Annotated in this window: 14 protein-coding genes and 1 pseudogene; 8 read left to right on the top strand and 7 right to left on the bottom strand. The window is 35.6% G+C overall.

Going from position 1 to position 12,427, the window contains the following annotated elements; translation table 11 throughout:
• Positions 1-40: 40 nt before the first annotated feature.
• Positions 41-472, top strand: coding sequence for a TerB family tellurite resistance protein (locus R3L15_RS12170; RefSeq protein WP_338731982.1), 432 nt, complete (start codon positions 41-43; stop codon positions 470-472).
• A gap of 52 nt (positions 473-524) precedes the next feature.
• On the opposite strand, the gene fbp is transcribed toward R3L15_RS12170, so the two are convergent.
• Positions 525-1,532: a class 1 fructose-bisphosphatase gene (gene fbp, locus R3L15_RS12165; protein WP_338731981.1), complete on the bottom strand. Its 1,008-nt coding sequence runs from the start codon at positions 1,530-1,532 to the stop codon at positions 525-527.
• A gap of 126 nt (positions 1,533-1,658) precedes the next feature.
• On the opposite strand from fbp, the gene R3L15_RS12160 reads away from it, so the two are divergent.
• From R3L15_RS12160 to arsB, 7 genes are all read left to right on the top strand, one after another.
• Positions 1,659-2,138: a GNAT family N-acetyltransferase gene (locus R3L15_RS12160; RefSeq protein ID WP_338731980.1), complete on the top strand. Its 480-nt coding sequence runs from the start codon at positions 1,659-1,661 to the stop codon at positions 2,136-2,138.
• Positions 2,138-3,388 (top strand): aspartate kinase, encoded by a 1,251-nt coding sequence (locus R3L15_RS12155; protein WP_338731979.1) that lies wholly within the window; start codon positions 2,138-2,140, stop codon positions 3,386-3,388. The genes R3L15_RS12160 and R3L15_RS12155 overlap by 1 nt, the downstream gene beginning before the upstream one ends.
• Positions 3,389-3,408: 20 nt before the next feature.
• A complete protein-coding gene (locus R3L15_RS12150; RefSeq protein ID WP_338731978.1) occupies positions 3,409-5,250 on the top strand; it encodes a lysophospholipid acyltransferase family protein in 1,842 nt (613 codons plus the stop codon).
• Positions 5,251-5,324: 74 nt separating this feature from the next.
• A complete protein-coding gene (locus R3L15_RS12145; protein WP_338731977.1) occupies positions 5,325-5,657 on the top strand; it encodes a metalloregulator ArsR/SmtB family transcription factor in 333 nt (110 codons plus the stop codon).
• Between the two features lie 50 nt (positions 5,658-5,707).
• Positions 5,708-6,175 (top strand): DUF6428 family protein, encoded by a 468-nt coding sequence (locus tag R3L15_RS12140; protein ID WP_338731976.1) that lies wholly within the window; start codon positions 5,708-5,710, stop codon positions 6,173-6,175.
• A gap of 20 nt (positions 6,176-6,195) precedes the next feature.
• Complete coding sequence (locus R3L15_RS12135; protein ID WP_338731975.1) at positions 6,196-6,807, top strand: protein-tyrosine-phosphatase; 612 nt, start codon at positions 6,196-6,198, stop codon at positions 6,805-6,807.
• A gap of 2 nt (positions 6,808-6,809) precedes the next feature.
• Positions 6,810-7,844, top strand: a complete 1,035-nt coding sequence (arsB, locus tag R3L15_RS12130; RefSeq protein WP_338731974.1) for an ACR3 family arsenite efflux transporter — start codon at positions 6,810-6,812, stop codon at positions 7,842-7,844.
• Positions 7,845-7,899: 55 nt separating this feature from the next.
• Here the strand turns inward: arsB and R3L15_RS12125 are convergent, their stop codons facing one another.
• From R3L15_RS12125 to rsmA, 6 genes and pseudogenes are all read right to left on the bottom strand, one after another.
• Positions 7,900-8,292: a TM2 domain-containing protein gene (locus R3L15_RS12125; protein ID WP_338731972.1), complete on the bottom strand. Its 393-nt coding sequence runs from the start codon at positions 8,290-8,292 to the stop codon at positions 7,900-7,902.
• Between the two features lie 55 nt (positions 8,293-8,347).
• On the bottom strand, positions 8,348-8,734 hold the full coding sequence (locus R3L15_RS12120) for a VOC family protein (RefSeq protein ID WP_338731971.1): 387 nt from the start codon (positions 8,732-8,734) through the stop codon (positions 8,348-8,350).
• 2 nt (positions 8,735-8,736) lie between these two features.
• A complete protein-coding gene (locus tag R3L15_RS12115; protein ID WP_338731970.1) occupies positions 8,737-9,195 on the bottom strand; it encodes a DUF1801 domain-containing protein in 459 nt (152 codons plus the stop codon).
• Between the two features lie 11 nt (positions 9,196-9,206).
• The gene (locus tag R3L15_RS12110; protein WP_338731969.1) at positions 9,207-10,154 is read right to left on the bottom strand and encodes a 2-hydroxyacid dehydrogenase; all 948 of its coding nucleotides are present in this window, start codon (positions 10,152-10,154) and stop codon (positions 9,207-9,209) included.
• A gap of 119 nt (positions 10,155-10,273) precedes the next feature.
• Positions 10,274-11,644, bottom strand: coding sequence for a magnesium transporter (mgtE, locus tag R3L15_RS12105; RefSeq protein ID WP_338731968.1), 1,371 nt, complete (start codon positions 11,642-11,644; stop codon positions 10,274-10,276).
• Positions 11,645-11,656: 12 nt separating this feature from the next.
• A pseudogene (rsmA, locus tag R3L15_RS12100) lies at positions 11,657-12,426 on the bottom strand (16S rRNA (adenine(1518)-N(6)/adenine(1519)-N(6))-dimethyltransferase RsmA).
• Between the last annotated feature and the right edge of the window lies 1 nt (position 12,427).

Here is a 12,427-nt window from a genome sequence, read left to right as displayed (position 1 = left end):
ATAAATGCTATATTTGCACGACTTTTAAAAACAAGAAGATATGTCAATTTCAGATTTATTCGATAGTGGGTTTAAAAAACGTAACGAAGATCACTTTGCTGCTATTGTTAGAGTTGCAATGAGCGATGGCGTTATTACTGTTGAAGAACGCAAGTTTTTAGATCGTTTGGCTAGAAATTTAGGTATTAGCCAGAATGATTATAAGCAAATTTTAAAAGATTACAATACACACCCAATTAACCCACCAACATCATACGATGTACGTTTAGAGCGTTTATATGATTTGGCTCGTATGGTTTGGGCAGATCAAATAGAAACAGAAGGTCAAGTTAAATTACTAGAAAAGTTAAGTATTGGTTTAGGGTTTAGATCTGATAATGCTAAATATATTACCGATAAAGCCCTTAGTTTAGTACACCAAGGTGTTGATCTTGATGTCTTTATGGAAGAAATAAAAACAATGAATAAATAGTAATTGTTTTAAAATATTACATAAAAAAGGCGAACCAGATGGTTCGCCTTTTTTATTCAGATTTCTTAATAAATTCTTCTACTTTTTCCACCATATTTTTGCTGCCGCAGAAAAATGGCACACGTTGGTGTAGCTCGGTAGGTTCTACATCCATAATTCTAGTATAACCATTACTAGCTTTTCCGTTTGCTTGTTCGGCTAAAAATGCCATGGGGTTGCATTCGTAAAGCAAGCGTAATTTACCATTAGAGTTTTTAGAATGTTTAGGGTACATATAAATACCGCCTTTAATCATATTTCTATGAAAATCGGACACTAACGATCCAATATAACGCGATGTATAGGGTCTGTCTCCTTCTTCCATTTGGCAATATTTAATATAGTCTTTCACACCTTGTGGAAAATGAATATAGTTTCCTTCGTTTACTGAATAGATTTTTCCGTCTTCTGGAAACTGCATGTCGGGGTGAGACAAATAAAATGTACCAATAGCAGGATTTAACGTAAACCCATTTACGCCATGACCTGTAGTGTAAACCAACATAGTTGAGGTGCCATAAACAACATAGCCCGCCGCTACTTGCTGATTTCCTTGTTGAAGAAAATCGTCAATAGTAACTGGTGTTCCAAGCGGGGTTACGCGTCTGTATATGGAAAAAATAGTTCCAACCGAAACGTTCACGTCAATATTGGAAGAGCCATCCAAAGGATCAATTAAAACCACATACTTGTTTTGGTTGTTTTCGTCTTGACTATTAATAGCAATAAAATCATCTTCTTCTTCGCTAGCAATTCCACATACAATATTTCTATTGGTTAAGGTATGTATAAACTTTTCGTTGGCATATACATCCAGTTTTTGTTGGTCTTCTCCTTGAACATTAGTTTCGCCAGCAGCTCCAATAATATCAACCAAGCCAGCCTTATTTACTTCGTGATTTACCACTTTTGCTGCTAATCTAATAGAGTTGATAAGTCTTGAAAGTTCTCCTGAGGTGTATTTAAAGGACGCTTGATTTTCTATAATAAATTCACCAAGCGTTTGCTTTTTAATAGACATATTATGAGTTTGAGATGATTGTTTTGCAAATATCGAAGTTTTTTGGTCAACTACAACGTTTTCGTTTAATATTGTACAATTTAATGTTTAAGTTTGGGTTATCTTTGATACTGATTAAAAATAACTATGACGTTTTCTATTCGTACAGCGCAAAAAGAAGATATGCCACAAGTTTTGGAACTTATCCAAGAACTGGCTATTTACGAAAAAGAACCCAATGCAGTTGAAATTACGGTTTCAGATTTAGAGCATTACGGATTTGGTTCACAACCAGCATTTCATTGCTTTGTTGCCGAAATGAATCAAAACATAGCTGGAATAGCTTTGGTTTACACAAGGTTTTCAACGTGGAAAGGAAAGGCCTTGCATCTAGAAGATTTAATTGTAAGAGAGAGTTTTCGCGGACATGGTTTGGGCAAAGCATTGTTGGATGAAGTTGTAACGTATGGAAAGAAAATAAAGGCGAAACGTATTTGTTGGGAAGTCTTGGACTGGAATGAACCAGCGATTACCTTTTACGAAAAAAATGGCGCCAATGTGATGCGCGATTGGGACGTGGTGCAACTAGATGAAGTTGGAATGGAAAACTATTTATCCAAACTATAATGCAAGTATTTAAATTTGGAGGCGCTTCGGTAAAAGATGCCAACGGTGTTAGAAATTTGGTGAAAGTACTAAACATCACAGGTTATGAGGATACAATGATGGTGATTTCTGCAATGGGAAAAACCACCAATGCTTTGGAACAAGTTGTTGCAAATTACTTTAATAACAAAAGTGAGTTGCAAAGCTCTATTCAAGATGTGAAAAAATTTCATAATGCTATTTTATTAGATTTGTTCGACAACGAGCATCACCCTGTATTTAAAAAAGTAACTACTTTATTCGATGATTTGTCTCTGTTTTTCGATAGGAATAAATTGCCCGATTATAACTTTGTTTACGACCAAACTGTAGGATATGGCGAGCTAGTCTCAACAACTATTGTTAGCGAATATTTAAATACTATTGGTATTAGAAATAACTGGCTAGATGTTCGCGATTGTATTAAAACAGATAGTTATTACAGGAATGCGCATGTAAAATGGGAAGACACGCAACAACAAATTAAAAGGCAATACAAGGTTAATACATTAAATATAACTCAAGGGTTTTTAGGGAGCGATTCCAACAATTTTACAACAACACTTGGTCGCGAAGGTAGCGATTACACCGCAGCCATATTTGCTTATTGTTTAAACGCCCAAAAAGTCACTATTTGGAAAGATGTAGATGGTGTTTTAAATGCCGATCCAAGGTATTTTGAAAATGCGCAATTGCTCAATACCATTTCTTACCGTGAAGCTATTGAATTAGCATTTTATGGCGCTTCTGTTATTCATCCAAAAACATTACAGCCCTTGCAACGTAAGGAAATTCCGTTGTGTGTAAAATCATTTTTAAATCCAGAACAACCCGGAACTACCGTTTGTAAAGGAAAAGGTATCTCGCCAGAGATTCCATGTTTTATTGTCAAGAAAAACGAAGTGCTTATTTCGTTGTCTTCGTTAGATTTTTCTTACATTGTTGAAGAGAACATAAGCGATATTTTCAACTTATTACATTTATATAAAATGAAGGTTGATGTTATTCAAAACTCGGCAATTAGTTTTTCAGTTTGCGTAGATAACGTTTATAACAACCTAGACAAATTATTACAGCATTTAAAAGCAAAATTTAAAGTAGAATGTTACGAAAATGTATCGTTATATACTATTAGGCATTATAACGATGTAGCGATTCAGCAAATAGAAAATGATAAACAGGTGTTGCTGAAACAATTAACGCCTACAACCATGCAAATCGTTACTAAATAAAGTTTTACTATTTTTGAAATATGAGTAAATCAACCAATTCTGGATTGGTATCTGCCAAAGAAGTTGCCCAAGCTATACAAATGGATAAGTATGGTTTTTTGGGCACATTTATTGGTTGGTTATTAATGAAGGTGCTTAAAATTTCTACCCTAAACAAAATTTATAATTGTAATAAACATTTACAAAAGCTAGATTTTTTAAACAGTATTTTAAGCGAATTTCAAATTAATTTTGAAATCCCTGACGAAGACTTTAAGCGTTTACCCAAAGATGGCGCTTATATTACTGTTTCCAATCATCCATTAGGCGGAATAGATGGTATTTTACTTTTGAAGTTAATGTTGGAACAGCGTGATGATTTTAAAATAATAGCTAATTTTTTATTACATCGTATCGCGCCAATCAAACCTTACATTTTACCAGTCAATCCTTTTGAAAAAAGAAAAGATGCCAAGTCGAGTATTTTAGGATTTAAAAACGCCATAAAACATTTACAAGAAGGTCATCCGTTGGGTGTTTTTCCAGCAGGAGAAGTATCAACCTATCGTGATGGTAAACTGGTTGTAGATCGTCCTTGGGAAGAAGCTGCTATGAAACTCGCTCAAAAAGCAGAAGTGCCAATCGTTCCTATTTATTTTCATGCAAAAAACAGCAAACTGTTTTATAAACTATCCAAAATTAACGACACCTTTAGAACAGCCAAATTGCCTTCAGAATTGCTCACCCAAAAGCGTCGAACTATTAAAGTAAGAATTGGACGTCCAATTTCGGTAAAAGACCAAGAAGAGTATAAAGATTTAAAAGGGTTTTCAGAATTTATTCGTCGGAAAACCTATATGTTATCTAATTCTTTCGATGAAAAAGGGAAGTTTTTAAGCAGTATTCCTTCAACCTTAAAAATACCAAGACCTCCTAAAAATATTATTACACCAGTAGATACTGAGGTCATGCAAAAAGAAGTCGATAAACTACGTAGTAAAGATTTACGCTTACTAGAAAGCAAGAATTATGAAGTGTTTTTGGCTTCGGCAAAAGAAATGCCTAACATTTTGCAAGAGATTGGACGCTTGCGTGAAATAACGTTTCGAGAAGTTGGAGAGGGTACTAATGAAGCCATAGATTTAGACCGTTTTGACACCTATTATCATCATATGTTTTTATGGGATAACAATGCTAAGGTTATTGCTGGAGCTTACCGTATGGGGTTGGGCACTCAAATTTTTGAAAAATATGGCATAGACGGATTTTACCTTCAGGATTTATTTCGTTTTGAACAAGAAGTATATCCTATGATGAGTAAATCCATTGAAATGGGACGCGCTTTTATTATCAAAGAATATCAACAAAAACCAATGCCGTTGTTTTTGCTATGGAAAGGTATTGTACATACCACATTACGCTATCCAGAACATAAATATTTAATTGGCGGCGTAAGTATAAGTAACCAATTTTCAAACTTTTCCAAATCGTTGATGATCGAGTTTATGAAATCGCATTACTACGATCCGTATTTGGCGCAGTTTGTTCGCCCTAAAAAGGAATTTAAGGTGAAATTGAATGATGCCGATAAAGAATTTGTGTTTGATGAAATCGAAGCTGATTTAAATAAGTTCGATAAAATTATTGATGAGGTGGAGCCTGGTGCGTTACGTTTACCAGTCTTGCTTAAAAAGTATATAAAACAAAACGCCAAACTAGTGGCGTTTAATGTCGATCCTTTGTTTAACAACTCGGTTGATGGCTTGATGTACATAAAAATTGCCGATCTCCCAGAAAGTACCGTAAAACCTGTTATGGAAGAGTTTCAAGCCGAATTAGAACGCAAACTCACCGAGCAAAACGATACAATTAATAATTCCTAAAGAATTAAATATCAAGATATATTTTGAGATTTTTCATATTTATCGTAATATTGCAATGAAACAATGAAGGGATTATGGGATTATCCAAATCAGAGCTTTTTACAGACAAACAAAACCAAATTGCACAGTTAGCCAAAGTGTTTGGTCATCCAGCACGTGTGGCTATTTTAGAGTATTTGTTTAAAATAGATAGCTGTGTTTGCGGTGATTTGGTAAACGAGATAGGGTTGGCACAACCTACTATTTCGCAACATTTAAAAGAGCTTAAACAATTAGGGTTAATTCAAGGTACTATAGAAGGTACTAGCGTTTGCTATTGTATTAATAAAGCCAATTGGATACAAATGAAACAATTGTTTATAGATTTTTTAGATCAAGACCTCAATGACACCTCAAATTGTTGCTAAAAAAAAATTTGAATGCATTAATCGTAATATCACAATAAAAACAAAATAAGATGACACTTTCAGAACTGAAATCAACATTAAAGCCTTTGCAGAACATCGCTTTTAAATTACCTAATGGGGAATTGGTGCCAAGCCACTTTCACATCACCGAAGTTGGCCAGATCAATAAAAAATTTATCGATTGTGGTGGGACGTTAAGAGACGAAAGCGTGATTAGTTTGCAACTATGGAACGCCAATGATTACGACCACAGGTTGTACCCAGAAAAATTGGTACATATCTTAGAACTTTCAGAAGAAAAACTAGGGTTAAAAGACTTAGATATTGAAGTAGAATATCAAGGCGAAACCATTCAAAAATTTGGATTGGATTTTAACGGAGAAAACTTCTTATTAACCACCAAACAAACCGATTGCTTAGCAAAAGACAATTGTGGTATTCCTGTTGAAAAACCAAAAGTTAAACTAGCCAATTTATCTAACGAACCGTGTTGTTCGCCAGATGGTAACTGTTGTTAAAAAAAAAGCCTCAATAAACTATGTTTACAAAACTTTTAACCACTATTGATGGGTTACAAACACTTGTCGTTTCAGACGATAGAAAAAATACGCTACAACCACTTATTGATTTTATTCAAAGTAAAATTGATAATAATCAGCAAGTTAACATCAATTTTATTTGCACGCATAATTCCAGACGTAGTCATTTGTCGCAAATTTGGTCGCAAGCATTGGCATCATATTTTAATTTACCGAACGTTTATTGCTATTCTGGAGGAACTGAAACGACAGCTATGTTTCCTATGATTGCAAAGGTATTGGAGCAATCTGGTTTTCAAACTCAGAAGCTTTCCAATGAAAACAATCCTATTTATGCCATAAAATATGCTGAAAATATCCACCCAATTATCGGGTTTTCCAAACGTATGGATAGTGTATTTAATCCAACATCAGGTTTTGCGGCCGTTATGACGTGTTCGCAAGCCGATGCCGGTTGCCCGTTTGTTCCTGGTGCAGAAAAACGAATACCTATTACTTTTGAAGATCCCAAAGTTTTTGATGGTACTCCAGAACAAGAAGCAAAATATAAAGAGCGTAGTTTGCAAATTGCAGCAGAAATGTATCACGTGTTTTCAAGTATTAAACAATAATTATGAGCTCCAAAAAATCACTTAGTTTTTTAGATAAGAATTTAACCTTATGGATATTTTTAGCGATGGCTTTAGGTGTGGCATTAGGTTATTTTGTGCCTAGCATTCCTGAAAAAATAAACGGATTAAGTAGTGGAACTACAAACATTCCCATTGCCATAGGGTTAATTGTAATGATGTATCCGCCATTGGCAAAAGTAAATTATGCGCTATTGCCAAAAGTGTTTAAAAATGTGAAAATCCTGTCTGTTTCGTTAGTACTGAATTGGATTGTTGGTCCTATTTTAATGTTTCTTCTAGCTATTACGTTTTTACAGGATTACCCCGAATATATGGTTGGACTTATCTTAATTGGATTGGCACGTTGTATTGCTATGGTTTTGGTTTGGAACGACCTTGCCGAAGGCAGCAGCGAATATGGCGCTGGATTGGTAGCTTTAAATAGTATTTTTCAAGTGTTTGCGTATAGTTTTTATGCGTGGATTTTTATTACCATTTTACCGCCTTATTTTGGTTTTGAAGGCGCTATTGTCGATATATCTATTGCTACTATTGCCGAAAGTGTCGCTATTTATCTAGGACTGCCTTTTGTATTAGGGTTTTTAAGCCGATTGATTTTGGTGAAATTAAAAGGAGAAACCTGGTATAACGAAAAATTTATTCCAACCATTTCACCATTGACGCTTATTGCCTTGTTATTTACAATTGTAGTGATGTTTTCATTAAAAGGTGAGTTGATTGTTGAAATCCCAATGGATGTGGTGATTATTGCCATTCCATTGTTGCTGTACTTTACAATTATGTTTATCATCGGTTTTTTTGTGACCAAGGCTATGGGAGCCGATTACAACAAAACAACCGCAGTAGCGTTTACCGCAGCAGGCAATAATTTTGAATTGGCCATTGCAGTTGCTATTGCTGTCTTTGGATTGAACTCAGGACAGGCTTTTGCCGGTGTTATTGGACCTTTGGTAGAGGTGCCAGCACTAATTTTACTAGTAAAAGTAGCTTTTTGGTTTAGGAAGAAATACTTTTAATCATAACAAAACCGCAAATCGTATTTGCGGTTTTTTTTTTGAATTCGTTTAAGTGTTAGAACCAAGGTTTTTTGTTGGCTTGATAAGTATCGTAAAATTCTTGATCAGATTTTGTAAGGTAAACAATGCCTTCGATTAAGCCTATTAATCCTGTTATCCATACAATAAAAACACCAATTCCTATACAAGTTAACACAAACCCAACTAGAGTTAAGCCCAATAAAATACCACCTTCCTTGTTGTAGCCTAGTACAAACTTATGGATACCTAAACTTCCAAATAGAATTCCTAAAATACCAGCCAATATTTTTTTGTTTGAGTCACCACCAAAAGTTTCTTTTGCAGATTCTGAAAATTCCTTAGCGGTTTCCTTAGCTTCTTCACTAAAATTTTTAGCGCCTTCTTTGGCGTCGTCAAACATATCGTTGGATTTGTTTTCTTTAGACATAATGTTTTAAAATTTAATGGTTAGAGGTCTAAAGTTAGAAAAAAAATAAGTGGGATTACAAAAAAGCTTTGTCTATGGGTTCCCAAAGTTCAATTTTGTTACCGTCGTTGTCCATAATCCAACCAAACTTGCCATAGTCGTATTCTTCCATTTCGCCAACAATGGTAACACCTTCGTCTTTTAGGGTTTTTAATAATTCTTCAAGATTTTCTACCCGATAATTAAACATAAAGTCTTTTTTTGATGGCTTATAATAATCGGTATCTTCTGAAAACGGACTCCATTGTGTAGAGCAGTCGTTACCATCTTTATCTTTCCACCAAAAGGTACAACCGTAATCATCAGTGTTAAAACCTAAATGTTTTTTATACCAGTCTTTTGTGGCTTTGGGATCTTTGGATTTAAAGAATAAACCGCCAATGCCTGTTACGCGTTTTTTCATAGTTACTTCTTTTTAAGGTTGGTTTCGTATATATCTATCCACTCATCTGCGCTGAGTTTTGTGCAAAGCTCTGCAATCAACTCAAAGGGAATATCGTCTACTTTTTTAAAACGCACACAGCTTTTGCCCATATCCAATTTGCGTTTGCAGTATTTTGGGTACTCACTTACAAACCAATCGTGAATTTCAGGTACAGCATAAATGCCACTATGATAAAGGTTTATGGAGTTTTTTTGTGAGGCAAAACTCATAAACGGCAAAGGTTCTTCGGGTTTGCAGTGGTAACCATCTGGATATTTGCTATGGGGTACATAATAGCCAATCATGCCGTATTGAATACCTTCTTCAAAACCTTTAGGTATGTTATTTTTTATGGTTTGCCGAAGTTTTTTTAGGGCATCTTGCCGCTCTTCAGGAACTTGATTGATATAATCTTCTGGAGATGATGCTTTGTATTGCATAATGTTTTAATTTACGAATTATAAATCACAAATTTAGCTTTTATTTTATCGACTATGGTTTGTGCCAGTTTTTTCTTGCTTTCAATTGTCCATCCAGCAACGTGAGGTGTTAACAATACATTTTCTGCTTGGATGAGATACTGGAAAGCCTCTGGTATTTCGGAAGAAAACAAGCTTTCAAAAGAGGCTTTTTCGTATTCTAGAACATCTAATCCAGCGCCGAGAATTTTCCCAGATTTTAAGGCATCAACCAAAGCTTGAGTTACTACACTTTTACCACGAGCCGTGTTAATTAACCAGAATGGTTTTGCAAAGTTGTTAATAAAAGTATTGTCTACCATATTTATAGTTAGCGGTGTTTGTGGCGTGTGTAAACTTAACACGTCTGCTTTTTGTTGTAATTCTTCAAGAGTAACTTGTTTACAGTTTGCATCGCCAACATTGGATTTAATGTCGTAGCATAATACTTCCACATCAAAGCCACGCAATTTTTTGGCAAAGGCTTTACCCATATTACCATAACCAATTAATCCTATGGTTTTGCCATCAAGCTCAACACCGCGATTGTCTTCTCGTAGCCATTTGCCGTTTCGTACTTCGTTATCAGCTTTATTGAGTTTATTGAACAGTGATAATAACATTCCTAAAGCGTGTTCGCCAACGGCGTTACGATTGCCTTCTGGTGCAGAAATTAAATATATGCCTTGTTTTTGTGCATAATCACAATCAATATTTTCTAATCCGGCACCTACGCGACCAATAAATTTTAAGTTGGTTGCTGCATCTAAAAACTGTTGGTCTATGGTAAAACGACTTCTAATAATCAAACCGTCGTATTGATGGATTTTGGTTTCAATTTCAGATTTTGATGAGGTATAATCTTTATCGTTTGTAAAACCAAAATCGGTAAGTTGTTTGATTAACAATGGGTGATTGGTGTCGAGATGTAGAATGCGCATTATTTTGTTTTACTGTAAAATTACAAAGTTTTGCGTTAGCGATTGCGCCATTGTTGGAGCTCTTTTTTTATAAAAAAAGCGACTGGCAAAAGCGCGACCCCAATAGGGGAACGCCTAAATTAAATACCTAAGATAAGTTTGGCAATGGTAAAATAAATAAGAATGCCAAAAATATCGTTACTAGTGGTAATAAAAGGGCCTGTGGCAATGGCAGGATCGATACCACGTTTATCAAGAAATAAGGGGACAAACGTGCCTATTAAACCGGCGACAATAATAACCACAACCAAAGAAATGGATATGGCAAATGCGGTTTTGGCATCTTGTTGTGAAATCCAAACAAATAGAAATAGAAATATAGCTAGAATAATGCCATTGAGTGCTGCGAGGAGCATTTCTTTCATTAAACGACTATTTATACTTCCTTTAATATCGTCGTTAGCTAAACCTTGAACAATGATAGCGCTAGATTGTACCCCAACGTTTCCTGCCATGGCGGCAATTAGCGGTGTGAAAAAGAATAAAATGGCGTATTTTGAAAAGGCTTCGTGAAATCCTTCCATAATTAAAAAGGCACCAACACCACCGATAAGGCCGAGAAATAACCATGGAATACGGGCACGCGTGAGTTTCCAAACACTATCGTCTGCCTCAACATCTTGTGAGATACCTGCTGCCAATTGGTAATCTTTATCGGCTTCTTCTTTCATGACATCTACAATATCATCAATGGTAATGCGGCCCAATAATATTTGATCGTCGTCAACTACGGGGATGGCTTCCAAATCGTATTTGGACATTACTCTGGCAACATCTTCAACATCGTCATTTACATTTACAAAGTCAACATTGTCTTTTGCTATATCGGCAATTTTTTGTTCGTTTTTTGCCGTGATTAAATCTTTTAACGATAAGCGCCCAATAAGTTTTTCTTCTTTGGTTACTACGTAAATGGAGTGTACTCTAGTAACATCTTTAGCTTGCCCGCGAATACGACGTAGGCAGCCTGCAACGGTCCAAGTTTCGTACACTTTTACCAACTCTTTTGCCATTAAACCACCAGCCGTATCATCTTCGTAAGCGAGAAGTTCCCGGATTTCTGCTTGGTGTTCCTCGTCCTCGATATTGGAGATTACAGCTTGACGACGATCTTCAGGAAGTTCGTTGATAATGTCTGCCGCATCATCGGTGTCGAGCTCTTCAATTTCTTCGGCAATTTCTTTAATGGAGAGGTTTTCGAGGATTTTTTCACGATTATCCTCATCGAGTTCCATTAAGACGTCCGAGGTGGTTTCGGAGTCGAGAAGCTTGATGATATACGTGGCTTCGTCTAAGTTGAGTTCGTCTAGAATTTCGGCAACATCGGCATAGTGATATTCATTCAACAAGATTTTTAATTCTTTATTATCTTGTTGTTCAATGAGTTGTTCTACTTGCTCTACAAGGGCTTCGGTAAGTTCGAATTGTATGTGCTCTTTTTCTTCAGACAAACAAAATAGGTTTTATTGGTTTTCGATGGCTTGTGTAAGCTCGATAAATTCTTGAACGCTTAATTGCTCGGGTCTTTTGCCAAATATAGCATTTGCTTTTAAATTATCATTCAAATTGAATGTTTTTAAACTATTACGTAAGGTTTTTCGGCGTTGTTGAAAAGCTTGTTTTACGACTCTAAAAAATAGTTTTTCGTTACAAGGGAGTTTATAATTTTCTTTGCGCTTTAATAGTAACACGCCAGAATCTACTTTTGGTGGCGGATTAAAGACCGATGGCGGCACGGTAAATAAATACTTGGCATCGTAAAAGGCTTGTACTAATACCGATAAAATACCATACGTTTTACTGCCTTCTTTTTCGCAAATGCGTTTTGCGACTTCCTTTTGAAACATCCCTGAAAATTCAGGGACTTGGTCGCGCATGTCCAACGTTTTAAATACGATTTGCGAGGAAATATTATATGGGTAATTGCCTATTATGGCAAAGGGTTCGTTGTTGAAAACGGTGTTTAGGTCGTGCTTTAAAAAGTCTTGCTCTATGACTTTATTGGCTAGGTTGAGGTAATTGTTTTTTAAGTATTCAACCGATTCGGTATCGATTTCTATCACGTAGGTTGTGATGTCTTTTTTAAAAGATACTTTGTAAGCACGCCCATTCCTGGACCAATTTCCAACACGTTTTTGTAGCCTTCCAACGATAAAGAATCTGCTATTTTTTTAGCAATATTTTCATCGGTTAAGAAATGTTGCCCGAGATGTTTTTTGGCGCGTACAGACATA

Source organism: Mangrovimonas cancribranchiae (assembly GCF_037126245.1).
In the GTDB taxonomy this organism is placed as follows: Bacteria; Bacteroidota; Bacteroidia; order Flavobacteriales; family Flavobacteriaceae; genus Mangrovimonas; species Mangrovimonas cancribranchiae.
The sequence above is the reverse complement of the archived record's forward strand: the minus strand, read 5'-3'. Positions and strand labels throughout refer to the sequence as shown.